Source organism: Streptomyces sp. NPDC102467, from assembly GCF_044765445.1.
Taxonomy (GTDB): domain Bacteria; phylum Actinomycetota; class Actinomycetes; order Streptomycetales; family Streptomycetaceae; genus Streptomyces.
Genome location: NZ_JBIWKA010000018.1, coordinates 94,675 through 114,141, shown reverse-complemented (window position 1 = coordinate 114,141; position 19,467 = coordinate 94,675). Strand labels below are relative to the sequence as shown.

Below are 19,467 nucleotides of genomic sequence, written 5' to 3'. Positions count from 1 at the left end.
CCCGTCGCATGAAAGCCCCTACGATGGAACCATGGAACTCCGTCAGCTCCGGTACTTCCTCGCCCTCGTCGAGGAGTGCCACTTCGGCCGCGCGGCGGCCCGCCTGCATGTGGCACAGCCGGCCCTGTCCCAGCAGATCAAGGTGCTGGAGCGGGAGCTCGGCATCTCGTTGTTCCACCGGTCCACGCGGCGCGTCGAACCGACCGAGGCCGGCCATCGGCTCACCGACTACGCGCGTGTCCTGGTCGCCGAGGAGGAGCGTGCGCGGGTGCACATGCGGGAGTTGGCGACCGGTCACGCGGGGCGGGTCTGCGTGGGCTTCATCGGCACGGCCACCTACGACGTACTGCCGCGGGTCGCGCGCACCGTACGGGCGGAGCTGCCCGGGATCACCATGGACCTGCGCGGCGAGCTCCTCACCCCGGAACTCGTCGAGGGGCTGCTCTCCGGTACGTACGATCTCGCGGTCGTCCGGGGCGCGGTCGCCGACGCGGGCCTGCGTGTCACGCCGCTGCGGTCCGAGCCTCTGGTCGCCGTGCTTCCCGGGCATCACCCGCTGGCCGGCCGGTCACACATCCCGCTGAAGGCCCTGGCCGACGAAGCGTTCGTCGTCCACCCGTCCCAGTCCCGCTCCTCCATGTACGAGCGCGTGCTGTCCGCGTGCGAACGGGCCGGCTTTCGGCCCGTCTCGCTGACCGAGGTCGGGGAGACGGCCACCCTGGTCGTCTTCGTGGCGGCTGGTCACGGCGTAGCACTGGTACCGCAGTCGGTACGAAGTCTCAGCCTCGAAGGGGTGACCTACGTGCCGCTGGAGGACCCCGAGTCCGTCGATCTGCTGCTGGCCCGCCGGGCACACCGCAACTCCCCCGCCGCGGAACAGGTCGCCTCGGTGATCGAGCGGTGCGCGGGCGCGGCGTGACCCCTGTACGGCTATACGGTGCCGGGGGCGCGCAGCTGCCGGAGGCCGTCCAGCCGGGTGGCCACGAACGGCAGGACGGTGTCGGCGCCGGTGACGTGCAGAAGGCGGTACACGTCCGGCTGGAGCGGTCCGCACAGGAGGAGCGGGCGGCGCTTCAGCGCATGCCCGGAGAAGGTGACCAGGATCTGGTTGAGGAAGACGCTGTCGGCGAACGTCATCCGGGAGAGATCGATCAACGTCGCGTCCGTGGACGCGTCGGAGAGCACCTGCGCGAAAGAGTCGACGACCTCGGTGAGGTCGTTCAGGTCCACATCGCCGTGTGGGGTGATCACTGCCACCCGTTCCTGCTGGTCAACCCGTACTTTTCCGCTGCCGGACGTCATGGGCGCCACCCTGGCACAGACGGGGCCGGCCCCGCACTTTCGGCGGTGCGGAGCCGTGCATCGCCGCGCCCGACGCGCCCTGATCCGGGCCATCGCGGTCAAGCGCGGTCAAGCGTCAGGCCCCGAGGGCTGCCGGGCCAGGAACTCCTCGAACGCCGCGGCCTGTTCGGGGCTCATCCTGCTCTGCCGCGCAATCGCCGCACGCTCTTCCAGGCGCTCGACCTCAACGGTCGTGAGCAGAATCGCCACAGCCTCACCGTCCTTGGTGAAGGTCTTTCCCCCACCCCCGATGTGGGTGTGCCCGATGAAGTCACCGACTTCCACCGGTGCGGGGACGAGCGTCCCGTCGTCGTCCGCCGACGGCAACCGGCCGAGCCCTCCTGCCAGCTCGTCCAGCTCGGCGAGCTCCGCCGCCGGGAAGAGGACGGCGGCCTGCCCGCCGCCCGCATCCAGGCACACCCGCTCTCCGGTGTCCCTCACCTGCCGCACCAGAGCCTCGAAGTCCACGTCAGGCGCGGGCGGTTGCTCCGCTCCCCCGGTGAACGGCCGCCACAGTGCCGCATCTTCAGGGGCCCGTGGCCGCCCCCACACCAAGGTGCCGTTCAACAGACCCGGCTCATGTCCGACGGCCAACGCGGGCGCCTCCAGTATGTCGGCCATTTCCTCCAAGTACGTGGTCAGCGATTCGTAGGCGACGTCATGCCCGTAGTACCTGCTCCACGTCAGGAGCCTGCCGGTCTCGGCATTCAGACACAGCCCGGACATGTGGTCGACATCGAGCGAGCAGAACGGGATCCACGCGGCCCGCCAGAACAGGAACTCGTCGTCGTGGTCCCGCTCCTTCTCCTGCTCCCGCTTCTGTCGTGTCATCTTCAGCCGATACACGGTGGCCACCGCGTCGAAGGGCATCAAACCCCCTTGATCCAGCAGGAATTCGGTGCCCGGCATGCGGTACACCCCCGCGCACTGGCGCCACAACGCCTTCAGACCCGCGGGGATACGCACCCCGAGCGTCTGCTGCAGGGCCTCGATCTCTTCCTCGCCGGCTCCGGGCCGAAGGGCCTCCCGGGTCGCCGGAGCGTAGCGGCGCAGCCAGGACTCGACGCGCTGCCAGGCGTCGGTCACCTGCCGTTCCTCGATCGCCTGAACCCGCTGTATGTCGTCCTTCACGCCGGGCACCGTATCCGAGGGTGGGACGCTGTGTCGGTCTACAGCCGAAGTTCGTCGCCTGCCGGTGGGTGGGTCGTCATGCCGTCAGTGTGATCAGGCGGGGCACGTCACGCCGGCGACAATCGGACATCGACAGGCGGTGACGTGTCGGCGCAGACACCTGACGCATTCCGGTGTCCGCTCGGTAGGCTGTTTTCGCCAGGGGCGATGATGGGGGTATGTCCCGCAGTGCACGACCTCGCTCATTGCCCACGGCCGCTGTCCTCTGCGCGGCGACCTCGGCCCGCGCGGTCACACCCGTGAGGAGGTTCCGTTGAACGGTAACGGCAACGAAGAGGAAGATCTCCTCGATGGGCTGAAGGTCGACGAGAGCCGCCCCGAGCGGCCGATACTCCTCGACGAAGACGGCCGTCCGCTGCGCACGTGGCGGGAGAATTACCCGTACGCACAGAAGCTGAGGCGCAAGGAGTACGAGCGCGGCAAGCGTGTCCTGCAGATCGAGCTGCTCAAGTTGCAGAAGTCGGTCCGCGAGCAGGGGCGGCGCGTCGTGGTGGTCTGCGAAGGACGCGACGCGGCCGGCAAGGGCGGCACCATCAAACGTTTCACCGAGCGGCTCAACCCGCGTGGGGCCCGGGTCGTGGCGTTGGACAAGCCGACCGAGCGGGAGGCGGGCGAGTGGTACTTCCAGCGCTATGTCACGCATCTTCCGGCCGCCGGCGAGATCGTCTTCTTCGACCGTTCCTGGTACAACCGGGCCGGAGTCGAACCCGTCATGGGCTTCTGCACCCCCGCGCAGCACCAGCAATTCCTGCGGCAGGCCCCCCTGTTCGAGAAGATGCTCACCGATGACGGCGTCGTCCTGATCAAGTTCTGGTTCTCCGTCTCCCGCGGCGAGCAGCGCACGCGCTTCGCGATCCGCCAGGTCGACCCCGTACGCCAGTGGAAGCTCTCGGACACGGATGTCGCCTCGCTGGACCTCTGGGACGCGTACACCCACGCGAAGGTGGAGATGTTCCGGACGACGGACACCGACCACGCTCCCTGGACCGTGGTGAAGACCAACGACAAGCGTCGCGGACGCCTGGAAGCCATGCGCCACCTCTTGCTGCGGTTCGACTACGAGGCGCGCGACGAGAACGCGGTCGGGAAGGCCGATCCGCTCGTCATCGGGCCTGCCGACACCCTTCTGGAGGCGGGCGAGGACCCGACGGACCTGTCTCCCAGCAGGCTCGCGGGTTACTACGAGGGCCGAGGGCAACACCCCTGAGCCGCGCTCACCGCAGTCGCGTCCCGTCGTCCCCGTGCACAATTCCTGCGCTGCCACCATCTCGCGGTCGCGCTCAGCAGGGCCGAGTCCGCGTTCTCGGCGAACCTCTCCGGCGCGGACCTGGCAGCCGATCAGACCAGACCGCGGCAGCACACGCGATCGGCCAGGCGGGTGAACCCATCGCCGTGAACGCCCTGCCGTCCGGCGCCCCGGGCTCCGCCGGGCACGCCCTCGCCCCATGGGCGACCGGACCGCGCGGCCTTCCTACGGACACCGCGCACAGCGCAGGGCGCCGATCACGAAGACCGGCGCCCTGCTAGGACAACCGCGGCAAGCCCCGGTCAGCGCACGCAGATCACAGCCACCGTCGAGTGCCGCGCCGTTCCCGCCACGACCTCCACCATCAGACCCTGCCCCGTCGTCGTGTACGCCTCGCCGGCATCCGTCCGCGCCCGCCGCCCCGGCCCCGACTCCGTGATGTGCCGGGCCATCTCGGCGGCGACCTGCGCGATCACCGCCTGCGACAGCACGCTTCGCCCGTCCGGCAGCCGCACCGCGACCCGCTGCGGCTGGACCGCGGGCCCGACATAGCCGACGACTTCCGCGTCCATGGTCACCGAGTGCCTGACCTTCTGCCAGACGCGGGCCGGCCGGTACGGCGACGTCGCACGCTTCGCGACCACCCCGCCGATCCCCTGCCTCCGCAGCTGTTCGAACCAGACGAGCGCGACATCCACGTCGTCCGTCGCCGGCACGGGCTGGATCGGCGGCGGCACGTCGGCGAGCACCTCGAGCAGGGCCGCGCGCCGTTCGACGTAGGGCCGGTCGCGCAGATCCACGCCGTCGACCGCTAGGCAGTCCCACACGGCGTAGTACGCGGGGTACTCCGCCGCGAGCGCGGATGCCCTGCGGGGCGTCGAGTTCCCGCGGACCTGCGCCGCCGAGGGGTCGAGTCTGCCGTCGGTCCAGACGACGGCCTCGCCGTCGAGGACCGTGCCGGGGCGCAGCGCGGCCTGCCCGGCGACAGCGAGGTCCACCCACGCCCCGGTGATGGTGCGCCCCGATGGGGCCTGACACTTCACGGTCTCCTGCGTACGGTGCATGACGAGCCGGAGCCCGTCGAACTTGGGCTCGTACCACCAGCCCGGACCGGCGGGAAGGTTGGCCACGGACTCGGCGAGCGCGACAGCGACGGGGATCTCCACCCCTTCAGGCTTGCCGAGGACTGCCGAGACCGCAGGCCCGACTAGCCCAATCGTCATGATCACGTCCCCGGACTCGGGCCGGGCCGGCCGCACCCCAATGCGGCCGGCCCCGACCACTGCGCCCTGCACCGCCGTGCAACGCGCCGGGGCACCCCTGGTGCTCCGACCGATTGCCCTGCCCGGCTCCGGCTACACACGCCGTCACCTGGACGGGTGATCCACCGGATGGTGAGCCCGCGCTCAAGCCGCCTCGTAGTGGTGGGCCCGTCCGCCGCGCCAGGTGACCCGTGCCGGGTCGGCGAGCACCACCTCGGCGTCGGCCAGCCCGGCGCCGCGCAGAAGTTCGACGACTTCGGCATCCGAGTGCGCGAGGCCGAGGATCTGTCCACGCGCCGTCACCCGCCTGCCGCCCGTCCCGAGCGGAGCGTGCACGCCTATCGCGCCGTTCGCCGCACCTCCGCGACGGGTGCTCATCGCCCCTTGCCCGACTTCACGAACCACACGGCGGCAACGGCGATGACGACCAGGACGATCAGAATCTTCATGAGAACCGTGTGCCCCGTGTGGCGCAAGTCAGTCCCGTACACCTGTTGCCCGCGTTGTGGAACGCCTACCGGCCGGAGAAGGTACGCCGCCTGCTGTTGTCGCACGGCGGCGACGGTCCGGGGAAGCTGAACTCCAGCCCCGGCGACATCCGCACCGCCGTCGAGGGATCGCTCCCACGACTCGGCACGGATCACATCGACCTCTACTGCCAGCACCGCGTCGAACCGACCGTCCCCATCGAGGAAACGGCGGGCGCTGTGGGCGAGTTGATCGCCGCGGGCAAGGTCCGCGCGTTCGGCCCTTCCGAAGCCGGACCCGATACGATCCGCCGCGCGAACGCCGTCACACCGGTCAGCGGTCCGGTCCGAGTACTCCCTGGGCGCGGGCGTGGTGCGGCGGGAGAGCAGCCGCGAGCGCACCCATGCGCAGAGCGTGGACGCCGGTGCCTGTCCGGACGGCTCCGTCACACACTGGCCCGGTAGACGCGAGCGGAGTCGACACCGCACGATGACCCTTGTGTCACTTCCCCACCAGACTCAACACCCGCCTCTTCCACGCCATATGATCGTCTGCGGTGACGACGCGCTCGCCGAGCGGCTGGGCGCGGAGTTGCGTGATCTCTACCGTGCCCAGGTCACCATCGTCGTTCCCCCGATGCGCGTCGCCGCCGAACCACAGGTCGGCAACGGCGGCCGGGTCCGCGCCGCGGCCCTGTTGAGCCGCGTACAGGCCGCGATGAACCGGGCGGCCCCGTCCCCCACCGCTTCGCTCGCCGGGCAGGCACCCCGTGTCATGGAGGCGGCGCTGCTCGACGAGGAGGTCCTCACGGAGGCGGGCGTCGCGGAAGCCGACGCGCTGGCTCTCGTACATGACGACGACGAGACCAACATCCGTGCCGCGCTCGCCGCCCGACGGCTCAACCCGCGCCTGCGCCTGGTGATCCGGCTCTACGATCGCAGGCTCGGCCAGCACCTCGCCCAACTCCTCGATCAGGCAGCCGCGTTGGCGTCGCCCGGCCTCGATCCGGAGACACTGGACACGTCCACGACGGTGTTGTCGGATGCGGACACCGCCGCCCCGGCGCTCGCCGGGACCGCGGTCGCGGGCACCAGCAAGGTCATTCAGGCGGACGGCCTGCTGCTGCGCGCGGTGGAACGCAACCCGCCGGGGCCCGGCGCAGTAGCCCGCACCGGACTGTGCACCCTCGCCCTTCTGTCGGCGACGACGAACGACCCGGCGGGCGCGGAGGGGTCGGACGCGTCGGGCCAGGACGGCCCCCTGCTCCTCCCCGACGACCGAACGGTCGCCGCGGCCACCGGCCGGGGTACCGTCGTCCTGGACACCGTCGCCCCGGCGGGCCCCGCCGTGGCACCACGGCGGCTGACCGCGCGCGGGCTGCCGCTCGGCTCGCTGTTCTCCCGCCGGCTGCGCTGGTCGCTGGCCGGGCTCGCGGTCTGTGTCCTCGGCCTGGCCCTCGCCACCTGGGCGACCACGGAGCGCCATCCGCTGGGCGCGGCGTACCTCACTCTGCTCGACCTGTTCGCCATCGACGATCCCGCGATCGGTGAGCCGGCCGCGCGTCAGATCCTCCAACTCCTCACCGGTCTGGCCGGGTTGCTGCTGCTGCCCGTGCTCCTCGCCGCCGTGCTCGAAGCCTTGGGCACCTTCCGCACCGCAACCACCCTGCGCCGCCCGCCGCGCGGCCTGTCGGGGCACGTCGTCCTGCTCGGCCTCGGCAAGGTGGGCACCCGTGTCCTGGCCCGGCTGCACGAACTCGGCATCCCCGTGGTGTGCGTGGAGGAGAACCCCGATGCCCGGGGCATCCCGCTCGCCCGCCGCCTGCATGTGCCGACGATCCTCGGCGACGTACGCGACGAAGGCGTCCTGGAGGCCGCCAAGGTCCAGCGCGCACACGCCCTGCTCGCCCTCACCAGCCATGACACGACCAACCTCGAAGCCGCCCTGTACGCCCGGTCCGTCAAGCCGAATCTGCGGGTCTCGCTGCGCCTGTACGACGACGCGTTCGCCACGGCCGTCTACCGCACCCTGCGCGCCGCTCATCCCCGCGCTCTGACCCGCAGCCGCAGTGTCACCACGCTCGCCGCGCCGGCCTTCGCCGGAGCGATGATGGGCCGCCAGATCCTCGGCGCGATACCGGTCGAACGCAGGGTGCTGCTCTTCGCCGTACTCGATGTCACCGGTCATTCGCCGCTGGAGGGGCGCACCGTCGCGGAATCGTTTCGGGCGGGGTCCTGGCGGGTGATCGCCGTCGACTCCACGGCCCCGGGCGAGCGGCGCCCCGACCTGGCCGCGTCGCCGCAGGAGGACAGCCCCGCCGCACCACCCGGCCTCATCTGGAATCTGCACCCCGGCTACGTGCTGCGCCCCACCGACCGGGTCGTCCTGGCCGCCACCCGGCAGGGCCTGGCCGAGCTCCTGGCTTCGCAGTCGGACACGGGCGCGGGGCGGGGCGTCCAGCCGGGCGCACCGCCCTCCGCCTGAGCGGACAGCGCGGTTGCGTCAGGGCGCCGGAGTGGGTTCTCCGGCCGGGCCGCCGTCCTCCGGGGAGCGTCCCTCCGGCCCCAGCGGGCGGCCCTCCCACACGAGTGCCTGCCAGCCCTCGTCGGGCGAACCGGACAGCACGACGACGCCTGTGTTGCCCAGCGCGTGCGCGGACGCGTAGGCCACATCGACATTGGTGGCCCGGGCGGCCACCCACATGCGGATCGCCGCGCCATGGCTGACCATGGCCACGGTCCCCGCCCCCGTTCCGGCCGCTTCGGCGACCACGGCGTCGAAGCGGCCGAGAGCCTCCGCCCCGTCCTCGCCCCCGGGCATCCGCCGCCCGAGGTCGCCCGCGGACCAGGCGAACGCCGTGGCGAGATAGGTCGCGGCCGCCTCCTCATCACCTCGCATCTCCAGGTCCCCCGCCATCAGCTCCCGAATGCCGTCCCGCACCTGGACCTCCAACCCCGTGGCGGCGGCCAGCGGCGCGGCGGTCAGCTGGGTACGCACGAGCGTGGAGACGTAGAGGGCCTCGATCTTCTCCTCCGCCAGCGCCTGCGGCAGCGCGGCCGCCTGGTCCTGCCCCAGCGGTGTGAGCTCCGGGCCCGGCCTGCCGGTGTCCAGGAGGTGCTTGAGGTTGGACGGGGTCTGGCCGTGACGGATGAGCAGCAAGCGCATGCGGGACTACCTCCACGAAGCGGAACACGTTCTTACACATTGTGCGCGCCTCGCCGGGCTGCCCTGTGTTCGCCTTCCCATCGCCGCGCATGGTGTTCCTGTTGAAAGCAGCCGCGCCGCGTGAGGACCTCGGGCAGCGGACGGCTACGGCGTGTGGAGCCTGCGCTACGACACCTGAAGTTCCACCGCAAGCTGCGCATCCGCCGCTACGGCAACCTCGACGGGGCCACCGACGAAACACCGGTCTGCGTAGACATCATGCAGCGCGGTGCCCTGGTGGGCGGGCGGCGGACGCCGGCCTGCGGGTCAGGATGTGGGCGGCAGCGCCAGCCAGTCCTGCCAGGTGATGTCGCGGCCCAGGTAACGGGGCTGCCGGAAGGGCCAGTTGTCGGCGATCCACCGGGGCACCAGCATGTCGAGCGCGCGCTCCGCCGCACCGCCGGCCAGGTCGTCCACGACCCACCAGGAGATGTCGCCGTCGGAGCCGGTGCGCTCGGGCGGGTCGATGTAGACGCAGCCGAGAAGCACCGTCTCGTCCTCGTCCAACAAGGCGTAGTTGAACGACTGGTGTGCGGCTATCTCCTGCTCGTGGCGGCGCAGGTCGACGCGGTCCTCTTCGTAGGTCATCGTCGCTGTGGGCCACCCCCAGGCGGGGCCGAAGATCTCCCACAAGCGCTCACGTGAACCCATCACGGCCGGGTAGTCGATCGCGGTGTCCGCCTCCCGGATCGGCCGCAGATGCAGCGCGGTGGTGGGCACGGGCACATGGACGGGGTGGACGAAGTCGTCCGGCAGCCAGCTCATGTGGGCTGAGGGTACAGCCGGTAGCCCCGTGCCGGGGGCATCGGAGATCATCAGGCATGCGCCCGAACGACTGGCACCTCAGCGAAGACACCGAAGACGTGGACGACTTTCTCGCCCGAGCCGGAGGCTTCCTGCGCTCACGGCCGGCGCTGCACAACACACCGCTGACGACGATCGAGAAACTGCGCACGCGCGGGGCGGACGCGTTCGGCGCCGGAGCGACCTCGTTCGGCCGACTGGAGCTGAACGGCGAGGTCTGCGCCGTCTTCTACCGCCTCCCGTCCCGAGGCCTGAGTCTCACCCCCGTCGCCCCCGAGCATGCCGACGCGCTCGCCGCCCAGTTGGCCGGGCTCGGGCACTCCCTTCCCTACGTCAGCGCGGCCCACGACACCGCCACCGCTTTCGCCGAGGCATGGCAGCGGCACACAGGCGCACTGCCGACGCTCGGCAAGCGGATCCGTCTGTACCGTCTCGGCACGCTCACCCCTGCGGAACCCGTCCCGGCGGGCCGCGGGCGGCGCGTGGGCGTGCGGGATCATGAGCAAGTGGTGCGCTGGTGCAGGGAGTTCTGCGACACCGTAGGTGAAGTCCCCACCGTGGACGCCGAATCCTGGGCCGCCTCGCGCTTCGCCGACCGGCGCTTCACGTTCTGGCAGACCCCGGACGGCACTCCCGTCTCCATGGCCGCCGCGACGTCGATGGTCGCCGGCATGGTCCGGGTGGACCCCGTCTACACTCCGGCCCACCTGCGGGGCCGCGGCTACGCGGGCGCTGTGACGGTCGCGGCGAGCCGGGCCGCACTGGCCGCGGGCGCCACGGACGTCGTGCTGTACGCGGACCCGGCCAACCCCACCAGCAACGCCCTCTACCGACGCATCGGATACGTCCCTCTCACCGACTGGGCCGTGTACGACTTCTCGTGTGCGTCACCGTAGACGTGTGCACAGCCGCGCACGGGGCATTCGGACAGCACGCGGACCCGTGCAACGCCCCCCGTCCATGGGTCCGCCAGTGGCTCGGGCGGGTGGCGCCTGTCGGTGGGGTCCAGGGTCGCCCGCCCCGCCACACTCAGCGCCGCGCGGGCGGGTGGCGTCACAGTGCGCGGACGAACGTCCCTGGGGTGATGCCGTACGTGCGCTGGAACCAGCGGGCCAGGTGCGGCTGGTCGGCGAAGCCGGAGTCGGCGGCCGCGGTGGCGGGGGCCGTGCCGGCGGCCAGGAGCCCGCGGGCATGCCGTAGCCGCAGTTGCCGCTGATAGTCGCTGGGCGACATGTGGTACTCGGCCCGGAAGGCGCGGTACAGGGCGAAGCGACTGCAGCCCGCGGCGGCCGCCAGCTCCTCGGCCGAGACCTTTCCCACGTACGCGTCGTGCAGCAACTCCCTTACGCGCTGGGCCACTTGGCGCTGTCCGGGGGTGGTCTGCGGGTGGCGCCCGATGGTCCGGGTGGCGCCCCTGCGGGTCATCGCGAGGACGGTCGCGGTGAGCCGTTCGTCGCGCACGAGCGGGTCCGCGCGGCGGGCCACCGCCGTGTACAGGCGGGTGAGGGTCGCGGCGAGCACGGGGTCGTCGAGGACCGGCCGGGCGAACAGCGGCAGCGCCCCGGGCCGGCCGTCGGCGGCGTCGGTGAGCACCTCGCGCACCAGTTCCGGGCCCAGGTGCACGATGCGGTACTGGTAGCCGGCCTCGGCGGCCTTCTGCCCGTCGTGCGCCTCGTCCGGGTTGAAGGCCATGACCATCCCGGCGCCGCTGGTGTGGGCGGCGCCCCGGCAACGGAAGCGCTGGGCGCCGGCCTCGGTGATGCCGAAGGAGTACGAGTCGTGACTGTGCACCGGGTACACGTGCTCCCGAAAACGCGCGTGCATGGCCTCAAGCGGGAGGGCAGCGTCCCTCCAGTACCGCGTCCGCCCGTCTCCTCCGCCCCGGCCGTCCGGATCTGGTGTGCGCTCTGCCGTCCCCATGACTCCGATTGTGCCGCGCGCACCAGCGTTCAAGACCTGCCGGGGGGCCGACGGGCATCGTCGGACCATGGACCCGAACAACGGTGCGGCCGCAAGGCGGTCCGCCCACCCGTATCTCCTGCTCACGCTCACGATGGTGCTGTGGGGCTGCGCCTTCTCCAGCTCCAAGTCGATGGTGGGGCAGGTGCCCCACACGGTGGCGGCCGCGCTCCGCTTCGGCGGCGCCGCCCTCGCCCTGCTCGTTGCCCTCGCCGTCCTCGGCAAACGCGCGGCGCCGGTGCCCGCGGGGGCCGGGCGGCGCGCGGCGGCCGCGGGTGTCCTGGGTGTGTTCGCGTACAACGGCTTCTTCTTCTGGGGCCTCTCGCTCGCGCCCTCGCTCGACGCGGGCATCCTCATCCCCGTCATGAGCCCGGTGCTGACCAGCACATATCTGCTCGTACGAGGACGTGAGCGGGCCTCGCGGCAGCGGCTGGCCGGGCTCGGGCTCGGCGTGTGCGGCGCCGCGGTCTTCTTCGTCGGCGCGGGTGGCGGTGCGGGCGGGGGCGGCACCCGGCTCGCCGGGGACGCGCTGTTCCTGCTCAGCGCCGTGTGCTGGGCCGCGTTCACGCTGGCAGGGCCGAGGGTGATGTCCGGTGTCGAGCCGCTGCGGGCCACGACGTACGCGACCTGCGCGGGCGCGGTGCTGCTCGGCGCGCTCGCCGTGCCCGACCTGCCGGATGTGCGGTGGTCGGCGCTGCCCGGCAGCGTCTGGCTGAACGCGGTCTATCTGGCGGTGGGCGCCGCCGCCGTGGCCAACCTCTTCTACTACCGCGCGGTGGCTGCCGTCGGGCCGGCGTCGGCCTCGCTGATGATGTTCACGGTGCCGGTCGTGAACACCGCGTGCGGGACCTTGCTGCTCGGCGAGACCTTCGGCGTGCTCCAGGGCGCGGGCGCGCTCGTCCTCCTGGCGGGAGCCGTCCTTGCCGTCACGTCCGCCGCGCGGCGGCCCGCCCGGACGCGGCGGCCTGCGAGCGCGGGGGCGGCCAAGGTCACAGAGCCGCCGTGCTGATGGCGCTGCGGGTGGCCGGACCGTAGACGCCGAGCGGTTCGTCGATGGCGCGTGCCTGTTGCATGCGGGCGACCGCGGCGGCGACGTCGTGGCTGTAGTAGCCGTCCAAGGGGCCCGTGTAGAGCCGCAGTTGTCCTAGCTGCTCCTGCAATCGCAGGACCGGACTCCCCGTGCTGCCGAAGCGCAGGACGCTCGATGCGCCTGCCGCCGACGGCGTCGAACGGGGAGCTGGGGCCTCGGCACTCTCCGGGGTGGGCCTGTCGGTCGGGGCCGGCACGGTGGGCGCCTCGTCGGGTGCGGGCGGAGACAGCCGGCCGGGTGTGTCCGGTTGCTGCGGGGGCGCGGCGTGCGGCCTGCCGGGGTCAGGGCTGTGGGACGGGGCGAGGAGCGCGGCGGTGGCGAGGGCGAGCAGGGCCGCGGACGCGTAGGCGAACGGGGCCGGCGGGTTGCGCCGGGACAGGACGTGCCGACGGGACCGGCGACGCGGGGAGGCGGCGGCGCGGTGGCGCCCCCGCCCCTCCCCGTGGCGGGTCGACGCGCTGCTCGACGGCGCCGTGTACGTCGGCCCCGCCACGGGGTAAGGCATCCCGAACGCCGACTGCCGTACTCGACCCGCTGGGCGCGTCAAGTAGGAGGAGAGCGCTGGGTACATGGACGGATCTGGGACGGCTGCTTCGGAACTCACAGGCCGAACGTAGACGTCGGCGGGGCGTGAATCGGTCGCTGCCGGGCCCGGTCCGTGATCTTTAAGGCTGCGTTGAAGGTCGGCTCAGGGCCGGATAAGCCGATGGGCCCGACCGTCCTGAACGCAGGTCGCTCATGCCAGCGGTTCGTGGTTCGCCCAGGCGACCTTGTACGGGTGCCGGGCCTGCCAGCGCTCGATGACGTCGTGCAGGCCCGGCGCGCTGAACGCCTTCGTCAGGGCGTCGATGTCGGCCACGGCGAACTGCACGATCACGGTCGCGATCAGCGCCGGAATGGCCTCCTCACCGGGGGTGGAGAGGTGCCGCCGGGCCACGAACGACTGCACGAGACCCGAGTCGAGCATGACCCGTTCGATGTCTGCGAGGTATTGATCGAGCTCGGCGGTGGGAAGGGCGTGGTCGAAGGCGACCATCATCGTGTGGTGAATCATGCGGCAATTCTCGGTGTCGTAGCTCCCCGGTGTCCAAGACCGGTTGGGCACCCAGCGATAACCTGGAGGCATGACCGATCTGGAGACCCGGGAACTCAGGTACTTCATCGCCGTCGCCGACGAGCTGCATTTCGGCCGGGCCGCCGTCCAGCTGTCGATCGCCCAGCCGGCGCTGTCGAAGGCGATCCGCCGCATGGAGACCCGGCTCGGCGTTCCGCTGTTCATCCGTTCCAGCCGGCACGTCGAGCTCACCCCGGCCGGAGAGGCGTTGCAGGAGCATGGGCGGCACGCACTGAACGCGGTCGGCGCCGCCGTCCGCAAGGCCCGGCGCGCCGGCGACAGCCAGGCCCCCTTGCGGCTCGTACTCAAGCCGGGCGGGGACGCGGGTCTGCTGTCCGGGCTCCTGGCCGAGTACGCCCGCCAACCCGATGCCCGCCGGGTGGACATCCTGTTCAGCGGCCCGGCAGACCGCGCCGACTTCCTGCACGACGGCCGAGCCGATGTCGGCCTGCTCTACACACCGTTCGACGACCTCGACGGCCTGGCCCACGAGACGCTCCACACGGAGGACCGCGTGGCCGTCGTCCCGTCCGGGCACCGGCTGGCCCGGCGCGCCGCGGTGCGGCTGTCCGACCTGGAGGGCGAGACCCTGCCTCGCTGGAGGGGGATCCCCGGGGAACATGTAACAGGTCCTGAAGTCGCCGATGTGGTCCAGCTGTTCCACATGGTGACGGCGGGCCGGATGATCGGGGTACTGCCCCGCTCGCTCGTCGAACCGGTCCCCGCCGGCCTGGTCTCCGTCCCGGTGACCGACGCGCCGCCCAGCAGCCTCGTACTCGCCTGGCCCGAACAGGACCGTCGACCGCTGGTCGCGTCGTTCGTGGCCGCAGCACTCGGGCCGCGTCGACCCGCGGCCGTACGGCCACGCGTCAGTCTTTGGCGCGATGCAGCTGAATCTGCCGGTTGACGAAGAGGTGCACGTAACCGCAACGCCAGCAGATCAGCCCTGTGGCACTCTCGTCCGCCCAGGCCAGATTGAAGAGCTCCCCGCCGGTGCTGTTGAGCTTCACGCTCCGTTCGCGGAAGAGTTCGCTCTTGCAGACCTGGCAGGTGATCCACATCTCCCCCAGCGAGGCCCGCACCGCTTTGGCCATGTCCACTCTCCCGTACGTGCTCGCCCATCAGTGAGTGGATCATCGCCGCAAACCCCACGAAGGTGAAGGGAGTTGAGCAAGACCTGAGCACAACCCCTCGGCGCCCCGGCCGGTCCCGGCCGCGATCCGCCGTCAGGACAGATCGGTCCGCCCGAGCCACGACGGTCTCACCGGCACACCGTCGTCGTAGCGCGCCACGGGATCGAGCTCCGGCTCCGTGGCCGGCTGAGGAACGGTCGCGGTCGGCACCGCGTCCGCGGGCTCCGGTGCCTGTACGGGCTCGGGGGCGGGCTCGGCGACGGGGGCGGGCGTCGGAGCCGCGGAGTCGTGCAGCAACTCCGCAAGCGTGAACCGCGTACTGAAGGACTGCCAGGCACCGTCCACGGCGAGCAGAAAGCCGTCGCCCGTCCGGAACAGCCGTCGCCGCTTCGGGCTCATGGGATGCGAGGGCTGATAGTGGCGCGCCCGCTGTTCCAGCTCCCTCAGGGCGTCGTCCCGCGTCCCGTCCAGCTGAGCCAGCACATACGCCTCGATGTGCTTGCGCTCCCCTGTTCCGGTAGTCGTCTCGACGATCAGTCCCCACGTCGACATGGGCCCCTCCTCCGCATCGGCCGGCTCAGCTTACGAGGGCGCTCCCCCCTCACGTCCCGTCGGAGGGACGCGCGGTGTGATCGGGGTGCCCTTCCGAACGGCGGGCTTCCTTCATCTCCGCCTCGTAGATGTGTTCGCGCCCCTGGGCGAGATCGTCGCGCACCTCGCGCTCCAGGTCTTTGTAGGGCTCGTAGAAGGTGGCGTTGTACTCCTCCACGAGCTGGAAGGTCCACCGTCCCTCGAGAACGTTGCGCCCCACCAGCTCACGGTCGATCCGCTCCGCCCACTCGTCATGCCCCGCGGTGCGCAACAGCTCGACAGCGCGGCCGAGTTCGAGATCGGCGGAGCCTGTCAGCTGGTGGAACGCGTAGAGGTGGCCCCGGGCCTGCTCCACCGTCTCCAGCGCTTTCGACACCGACCCCAGCGCTTCCACCGTCGCGTCGCCTACGCCCTCGGGCCGCCGGTGTGCACGGGCGGGCCCATCCTCGTTCTCGCTCATGTCCCACTGGTCCCCGCCGCCCCGCCGCGCATATCGCCGCCGCGGCCGGATCGCCCCGAGTGGCAGTACGACGAGCACGCTCACCTCGCGTGTTCGAATTCCAGTTCGATATTGTGGGGTGTGGGAGGTGCTGTGATGACCAGGACGAACGATGTGGCAGATGAGGCGTCGGTGATGCACGTACGCATGCCGGGAGGTCTCGCGGAGCCTGCCTACCGAGAGGTGCTGGAGCTGCTCGCGGAGCTCTCCCCCGTCGTGCAGGCCCTGCCACCCGGCGCCGCGGTCGTCGAACTGCGCGGCGCGCTGCGCTACCACGGGGTGCCGGCCGTCCGGCTGGCCGAGCGCGCCCGGGTGCGGTGCCTGGCCCGGCTCTCCGTCGACATGCGGATCGGTCTCGCGCCGACCTGGGCCGTGGCGGCCACCGCGTCGGCGCGGGCGCCGGAGCACGGTGGCATCGTCGCCGTCGCGCCGGGCCAGGTCGCCGACTTCCTCGCCCCGCTGCCGGTCGGGGCGGTGCACGGCATCGGCCCGGTGCACGCGGCCGCGCTGACCGATTACGGCATTCACACCGCCGGTGCCCTCGCCGCCCTGCCGCTCGCCACGATCCAGCGGGTACTCGGCGGGCGGCCAGGACGTCTGGCCTCCGACCGCGCCCGTGGCATCGATCCGCGGCCGGTCACCCCGAAGACACTGCCGCTGTCCGCGGCCGTCCGGCACCGCTTCGAACGCCAGGAAATGGACGGCGCCACCGTACGCGCCCGGCTCCTGGACCTCGTCGTCCGGCTCGCGGCCACCCTGCGCTCCCGCGACCAGGTCGCCCGCGGCCTCACCCTGCAACTCGACTTCGCCGCCGGCGCCCGCTGGACCAGAACCCTGCGCCTGCCCGAGGCGTCGGCTCACGACGAAGACCTGCGCACCGCCGCCTACCGGCTGATGGACCGCGCAGGCCTGCAGCGCGGCCGCCTCGTAGGCCTGCTGGTCCGGGCCGAGGACCTGGTGGCGGCCGGTCCTACGGCGGAACAGATCTCCCTCGACCGCGGCCGCGAGATGCGCCTGCGCGCTGAGCAGGCCGTCGACCGGGCCAACCAGCGGTTCGGTGACGGCAGCGTCGGCCCGGCCGCGCTGCTGCACAGGGCGGCCTGAGCACCGTGGACACGGAGCAGCCCGCAGCGGGCCGGCTCGCGCAGTTGGAGTTCCTCGAGCGCGTGCAACTGCAGGACCTCGCCAGGACGCGACGCTGGATCGAGGACGAGAAGCGCCGCCGCGCCGCCCGCACCGTACCGTCGGGGTGGCTGCTGGAGCTGGGGCCCACCGGCCGCGCCGCCGTGCACGTCCACACCGGCAGTTGTCGGTCGGCAGGCAGCCGCACCCGCTCCATCACGGCCGACCAGGCCCGCGACGCCCTCCGCCACGGACCGGTCCCGGCCTGCGCGCAGTGCCGCCCCGACACCGCGCTCGACTGACCGTCGGCGTACGACAGGAGGGAGGCTGTCCTCGGCCAACTGAGCAGAACCTGGCGGTCACCGTTCAGGGACGGGTTTGCGACGGCGGTGCACTGCGGCGACTGCTCCCAGGGCCACGCCGATCGCGAGGACGATCAGTCCCCGTACCCACACGTCGCCCTCGACCTGCGTGGCCAGCACCACGCACGAGACCGCGCCGAGGACAGGAAGGGCGGTGGGGGCCCGGAAGTGCGGTCGTGCGGCACGGTCGCGGCGCAGGACGAGTACAGCGGTGTTGACCAGGAAGAAGACCACGAGGAGCAGCAGCACGAGCGTGGAGGCGAGGGTCGCCACGTCGCCGGTGAGGGCCAGCAGGAAGGCCAGGAGCGTGGTGGCCGCGATCGACGCCCACGGGGTGCGGCGCCCGGGAAGCACCCGGGTCAGGAAGCTGGGCAGGAGGCCGTCCCGCGCCATGCCGTAGGCCAGCCGGGAACTCATGATGCCGGTGAGCAGCGCGCCGTTGGCGACGGCGACCAGGGCGATGGCGCTGAACAGCTTCGGCGGCACCCCGCCGGCCTCCTTGACCACTTCGAGCAACGGACCGCTGGAGCGGGCCAGCGTCGCGGTGGGGACGGCGGCGGAAGCGACGATCCCGACGAGGGCGTAGACAGCTCCCGCCGTCAGCAGGGCCCCGAAGAGGGCCCTGGGGTAGGAACGGCGTGGATCGCGGGTCTCCTCGGCGACATTGACGGAGGTCTCGAAGCCGACGAAGGAGTAATACGCCAGTACGGTGCCGGCCAGTACCCCGGCGGCGGCGCCCGAGTCGGCGGTGCCGAGGTGGACGAGTCTGCCGGGATCGCCTTCGCCGCGCAGGAACAGCACGACTCCGAGGCCGACCACGAGCAGGAGACCGCTCACCTCGATGACGGTCGCGACCACGTTGGCACGGGTGGATTCGCTGATGCCGCGCGCGTTGAGGAGGGCCAGGGCGCACAGGAAGACCGCTGCCACCACCACGACCGGCAGACTGACGAACGCCGTCAGGTAGTCGCCGGCGAACCCCCTGGCCAGCGCGGCCACGGAGACGATGCCCGCCGCCAGCATGCAGAACCCGGCGAGGAAGCCGGCGAAGGGGCCGTAGGCGAGCCTGGTGTAGTGGGAGGCGCCACCGGCACGCGGGTACTTCGTGGCGAGCTCGGCGTACGAGGCTGCCGTCAGCAGTGACAGCAGCAGGGCAAGGACCAGGGGCACCCACACCGCGCCGCCCGATTTCGCGGCGACCTGGCCCACCAGGACATAGACGCCGGCCCCCAGGACGTCGCCCAGGATGAAGAAGTAGAGCAGCGGGGTCGTCAGTGTCTTCTTGAGCCCGGTGGGCTGATCCGTCCCCGTGGACGTGGACCCACCCGGTCCGGACGTGGCACGGTCAGGGGCGTTCGGCACGGATGACCACCAGTTCTTCCGCCGTTGCGGCGCCGTCGAGGAGCCCTTGCGCGCACAGCCAGTCGCGGCGTTCGCGCAGGACCGGGCCGAACGGCACGCGGGCCCGGTCGATGACCGCCGCTTTCATGCCAAGCCCTGCGAGCCGGTCCAGGCTCTCGGCGAGTCCACAGAGCTCGGAGTGGACCATCAGCAGGCTGCCCCCGGGCCGCAGGGCCCGGTGCGCGGCAGCACAGACCCGGTCCACCACGCTGCGCCCGTCCCCGCCGCCCTCCCAGGCCCGGGCCGCTCCGCGCGAGGGCAGCAGAGCGGCGGGCGAGGGCACGTACGGCGGGTTGCTGACGACCAGATCGAAGGCGCCGGGCCCCGGCATGAGGCCCAGATCGCCGTGCCGCACGGTGACGGAAGCGCTGTTGAGACGTGCGTTCAGGCGCGCGGTCCACACGGCACGCCAGGAGATGTCGACCGCTGTGACGTGAGCGCCCAGCTGGGCGGCGGCCACCGCCAACGCTCCCGATCCGGTGCCCAGGTCCAGCACTCGGGTCCGGCCGGTGATCGACTCACGGCGCAGGGCACGCGTCAGCAGCTCCGTGTCGTGCTGCGGCGCGTACACACCGCGCGGCGCCAGCAGACGGGGGCGCTTGGCCGCGGGCGCTCGCGGGGTCCGTGGCTGCGTCGTCATGCGTGTCAGATGCTGTGCGGTGTGTGCGGGGACGTTCTCA

General features: G+C 71.8%; 22 protein-coding genes and 1 pseudogene. 9 read left to right on the top strand and 14 right to left on the bottom strand.

Going from position 1 to position 19,467, the window contains the following annotated elements; genetic code table 11:
* Nucleotides 1-31 precede the first annotated feature (31 nt).
* Complete coding sequence (locus ACIREE_RS33285) at nucleotides 32-919, top strand: LysR family transcriptional regulator (RefSeq protein WP_404160626.1); 888 nt, start codon at nucleotides 32-34, stop codon at nucleotides 917-919.
* Nucleotides 920-930: 11 nt separating this feature from the next.
* On the opposite strand, the gene ACIREE_RS33280 is transcribed toward ACIREE_RS33285, so the two are convergent.
* Entirely contained in the window at nucleotides 931-1,302 is a 372-nt protein-coding gene (locus tag ACIREE_RS33280; RefSeq protein ID WP_404160623.1) for an STAS domain-containing protein, read from the bottom strand.
* A gap of 108 nt (nucleotides 1,303-1,410) precedes the next feature.
* Nucleotides 1,411-2,472, bottom strand: coding sequence for an SMI1/KNR4 family protein (locus ACIREE_RS33275; RefSeq protein ID WP_404160621.1), 1,062 nt, complete (start codon nucleotides 2,470-2,472; stop codon nucleotides 1,411-1,413).
* 313 nt (nucleotides 2,473-2,785) lie between these two features.
* Between ACIREE_RS33275 and ppk2 the strand changes: the two genes are divergently transcribed.
* Entirely contained in the window at nucleotides 2,786-3,739 is a 954-nt protein-coding gene (gene ppk2 / locus ACIREE_RS33270; protein WP_404160618.1) for a polyphosphate kinase 2, read from the top strand.
* A 341-nt stretch (nucleotides 3,740-4,080) separates the two neighbouring features.
* On the opposite strand, the gene ACIREE_RS33265 is transcribed toward ppk2, so the two are convergent.
* Together ACIREE_RS33265 and ACIREE_RS33260 are read right to left on the bottom strand one after the other, a co-directional pair.
* Complete coding sequence (locus tag ACIREE_RS33265; RefSeq protein WP_404160616.1) at nucleotides 4,081-5,001, bottom strand: DNA ligase; 921 nt, start codon at nucleotides 4,999-5,001, stop codon at nucleotides 4,081-4,083.
* Nucleotides 5,002-5,184: 183 nt separating this feature from the next.
* Nucleotides 5,185-5,418, bottom strand: coding sequence for a hypothetical protein (locus ACIREE_RS33260; protein ID WP_404160614.1), 234 nt, complete (start codon nucleotides 5,416-5,418; stop codon nucleotides 5,185-5,187).
* Nucleotides 5,419-5,582: 164 nt separating this feature from the next.
* Here ACIREE_RS33260 and ACIREE_RS33255 point away from each other — a divergent pair.
* Together ACIREE_RS33255 and ACIREE_RS33250 are read left to right on the top strand one after the other, a co-directional pair.
* Nucleotides 5,583-5,868, top strand: a pseudogene (locus tag ACIREE_RS33255) (aldo/keto reductase); the annotation flags it as partial.
* Nucleotides 5,869-6,051: 183 nt separating this feature from the next.
* Nucleotides 6,052-7,992 (top strand): NAD-binding protein, encoded by a 1,941-nt coding sequence (locus ACIREE_RS33250; protein ID WP_404160904.1) that lies wholly within the window; start codon nucleotides 6,052-6,054, stop codon nucleotides 7,990-7,992.
* A gap of 18 nt (nucleotides 7,993-8,010) precedes the next feature.
* Here the strand turns inward: ACIREE_RS33250 and ACIREE_RS33245 are convergent, their stop codons facing one another.
* Together ACIREE_RS33245 and ACIREE_RS33240 are read right to left on the bottom strand one after the other, a co-directional pair.
* On the bottom strand, nucleotides 8,011-8,673 hold the full coding sequence (locus ACIREE_RS33245; RefSeq protein WP_404160611.1) for a histidine phosphatase family protein: 663 nt from the start codon (nucleotides 8,671-8,673) through the stop codon (nucleotides 8,011-8,013).
* 306 nt (nucleotides 8,674-8,979) lie between these two features.
* Nucleotides 8,980-9,477 (bottom strand): GNAT family N-acetyltransferase, encoded by a 498-nt coding sequence (locus ACIREE_RS33240; RefSeq protein ID WP_404160608.1) that lies wholly within the window; start codon nucleotides 9,475-9,477, stop codon nucleotides 8,980-8,982.
* Nucleotides 9,478-9,533: 56 nt separating this feature from the next.
* Here ACIREE_RS33240 and ACIREE_RS33235 point away from each other — a divergent pair, with 56 nt between their 5' ends.
* Nucleotides 9,534-10,412: a GNAT family N-acetyltransferase gene (locus ACIREE_RS33235; RefSeq protein ID WP_404160605.1), complete on the top strand. Its 879-nt coding sequence runs from the start codon at nucleotides 9,534-9,536 to the stop codon at nucleotides 10,410-10,412.
* A gap of 157 nt (nucleotides 10,413-10,569) precedes the next feature.
* On the opposite strand, the gene ACIREE_RS33230 is transcribed toward ACIREE_RS33235, so the two are convergent.
* A complete protein-coding gene (locus tag ACIREE_RS33230) occupies nucleotides 10,570-11,340 on the bottom strand; it encodes an AraC family transcriptional regulator (RefSeq protein WP_404160602.1) in 771 nt (256 codons plus the stop codon).
* A 163-nt stretch (nucleotides 11,341-11,503) separates the two neighbouring features.
* On the opposite strand from ACIREE_RS33230, the gene ACIREE_RS33225 reads away from it, so the two are divergent.
* Complete coding sequence (locus ACIREE_RS33225) at nucleotides 11,504-12,484, top strand: DMT family transporter (RefSeq protein ID WP_404160598.1); 981 nt, start codon at nucleotides 11,504-11,506, stop codon at nucleotides 12,482-12,484.
* On the opposite strand, the gene ACIREE_RS33220 is transcribed toward ACIREE_RS33225, so the two are convergent.
* Together ACIREE_RS33220 and ACIREE_RS33215 are read right to left on the bottom strand one after the other, a co-directional pair.
* On the bottom strand, nucleotides 12,465-13,070 hold the full coding sequence (locus ACIREE_RS33220; protein ID WP_404160595.1) for a peptidoglycan-binding protein: 606 nt from the start codon (nucleotides 13,068-13,070) through the stop codon (nucleotides 12,465-12,467). The genes ACIREE_RS33225 and ACIREE_RS33220 overlap by 20 nt on opposite strands.
* 231 nt (nucleotides 13,071-13,301) lie before the next feature.
* On the bottom strand, nucleotides 13,302-13,619 hold the full coding sequence (locus ACIREE_RS33215; RefSeq protein ID WP_404160592.1) for a hypothetical protein: 318 nt from the start codon (nucleotides 13,617-13,619) through the stop codon (nucleotides 13,302-13,304).
* Between the two features lie 70 nt (nucleotides 13,620-13,689).
* Between ACIREE_RS33215 and ACIREE_RS33210 the strand changes: the two genes are divergently transcribed.
* Entirely contained in the window at nucleotides 13,690-14,586 is an 897-nt protein-coding gene (locus ACIREE_RS33210; RefSeq protein ID WP_404160589.1) for a LysR family transcriptional regulator, read from the top strand.
* On the opposite strand, the gene ACIREE_RS33205 is transcribed toward ACIREE_RS33210, so the two are convergent.
* From ACIREE_RS33205 to ACIREE_RS33195, 3 genes are all read right to left on the bottom strand, one after another.
* Entirely contained in the window at nucleotides 14,549-14,773 is a 225-nt protein-coding gene (locus ACIREE_RS33205; protein WP_404160587.1) for a hypothetical protein, read from the bottom strand. The genes ACIREE_RS33210 and ACIREE_RS33205 overlap by 38 nt on opposite strands.
* A 132-nt stretch (nucleotides 14,774-14,905) precedes the next feature.
* A complete protein-coding gene (locus ACIREE_RS33200; RefSeq protein ID WP_404160585.1) occupies nucleotides 14,906-15,364 on the bottom strand; it encodes a hypothetical protein in 459 nt (152 codons plus the stop codon).
* A 49-nt stretch (nucleotides 15,365-15,413) separates the two neighbouring features.
* Nucleotides 15,414-15,863, bottom strand: coding sequence for a hypothetical protein (locus ACIREE_RS33195; RefSeq protein WP_404160583.1), 450 nt, complete (start codon nucleotides 15,861-15,863; stop codon nucleotides 15,414-15,416).
* 135 nt (nucleotides 15,864-15,998) lie between these two features.
* Here ACIREE_RS33195 and ACIREE_RS33190 point away from each other — a divergent pair, with 135 nt between their 5' ends.
* Both ACIREE_RS33190 and ACIREE_RS33185 read left to right on the top strand, forming a co-directional pair.
* Nucleotides 15,999-17,006, top strand: a complete 1,008-nt coding sequence (locus ACIREE_RS33190; RefSeq protein WP_404160581.1) for a hypothetical protein — start codon at nucleotides 15,999-16,001, stop codon at nucleotides 17,004-17,006.
* 5 nt (nucleotides 17,007-17,011) lie between these two features.
* A complete protein-coding gene (locus tag ACIREE_RS33185) occupies nucleotides 17,012-17,326 on the top strand; it encodes a DUF6233 domain-containing protein (protein ID WP_404160578.1) in 315 nt (104 codons plus the stop codon).
* Nucleotides 17,327-17,383: 57 nt separating this feature from the next.
* Here the strand turns inward: ACIREE_RS33185 and ACIREE_RS33180 are convergent, their stop codons facing one another.
* Nucleotides 17,384-18,649, bottom strand: a complete 1,266-nt coding sequence (locus ACIREE_RS33180; protein ID WP_404160902.1) for an APC family permease — start codon at nucleotides 18,647-18,649, stop codon at nucleotides 17,384-17,386.
* Between the two features lie 82 nt (nucleotides 18,650-18,731).
* Complete coding sequence (locus tag ACIREE_RS33175; RefSeq protein ID WP_404160575.1) at nucleotides 18,732-19,427, bottom strand: HemK2/MTQ2 family protein methyltransferase; 696 nt, start codon at nucleotides 19,425-19,427, stop codon at nucleotides 18,732-18,734.
* Nucleotides 19,428-19,467 lie beyond the last annotated feature (40 nt).

Excerpts from the sequence above, each read along its gene's own strand:
- ACIREE_RS33285 (WP_404160626.1), top strand. The coding sequence starts at position 32 with ATGGAACTCCGTCAGCTCCGGTACTTCCTCGCCCTCGTCGAGGAGTGC.
- ACIREE_RS33280 (WP_404160623.1), bottom strand. The coding sequence starts at position 1,302 with ATGACGTCCGGCAGCGGAAAAGTACGGGTTGACCAGCAGGAACGGGTG.
- ACIREE_RS33265 (WP_404160616.1), bottom strand. The coding sequence starts at position 5,001 with ATGACGATTGGGCTAGTCGGGCCTGCGGTCTCGGCAGTCCTCGGCAAG.
- ACIREE_RS33260 (WP_404160614.1), bottom strand. The coding sequence starts at position 5,418 with ATGAGCACCCGTCGCGGAGGTGCGGCGAACGGCGCGATAGGCGTGCAC.
- ACIREE_RS33250 (WP_404160904.1), top strand. The coding sequence starts at position 6,052 with ATGATCGTCTGCGGTGACGACGCGCTCGCCGAGCGGCTGGGCGCGGAG.
- ACIREE_RS33245 (WP_404160611.1), bottom strand. The coding sequence starts at position 8,673 with ATGCGCTTGCTGCTCATCCGTCACGGCCAGACCCCGTCCAACCTCAAG.
- ACIREE_RS33240 (WP_404160608.1), bottom strand. The coding sequence starts at position 9,477 with ATGAGCTGGCTGCCGGACGACTTCGTCCACCCCGTCCATGTGCCCGTG.
- ACIREE_RS33235 (WP_404160605.1), top strand. The coding sequence starts at position 9,534 with ATGCGCCCGAACGACTGGCACCTCAGCGAAGACACCGAAGACGTGGAC.
- ACIREE_RS33230 (WP_404160602.1), bottom strand. The coding sequence starts at position 11,340 with ATGCACGCGCGTTTTCGGGAGCACGTGTACCCGGTGCACAGTCACGAC.
- ACIREE_RS33225 (WP_404160598.1), top strand. The coding sequence starts at position 11,504 with ATGGACCCGAACAACGGTGCGGCCGCAAGGCGGTCCGCCCACCCGTAT.
- ACIREE_RS33220 (WP_404160595.1), bottom strand. The coding sequence starts at position 13,070 with ATGCCTTACCCCGTGGCGGGGCCGACGTACACGGCGCCGTCGAGCAGC.
- ACIREE_RS33215 (WP_404160592.1), bottom strand. The coding sequence starts at position 13,619 with ATGATTCACCACACGATGATGGTCGCCTTCGACCACGCCCTTCCCACC.
- ACIREE_RS33210 (WP_404160589.1), top strand. The coding sequence starts at position 13,690 with ATGACCGATCTGGAGACCCGGGAACTCAGGTACTTCATCGCCGTCGCC.
- ACIREE_RS33205 (WP_404160587.1), bottom strand. The coding sequence starts at position 14,773 with ATGGCCAAAGCGGTGCGGGCCTCGCTGGGGGAGATGTGGATCACCTGC.
- ACIREE_RS33200 (WP_404160585.1), bottom strand. The coding sequence starts at position 15,364 with ATGTCGACGTGGGGACTGATCGTCGAGACGACTACCGGAACAGGGGAG.
- ACIREE_RS33195 (WP_404160583.1), bottom strand. The coding sequence starts at position 15,863 with ATGAGCGAGAACGAGGATGGGCCCGCCCGTGCACACCGGCGGCCCGAG.
- ACIREE_RS33190 (WP_404160581.1), top strand. The coding sequence starts at position 15,999 with ATGACCAGGACGAACGATGTGGCAGATGAGGCGTCGGTGATGCACGTA.
- ACIREE_RS33175 (WP_404160575.1), bottom strand. The coding sequence starts at position 19,427 with ATGACGACGCAGCCACGGACCCCGCGAGCGCCCGCGGCCAAGCGCCCC.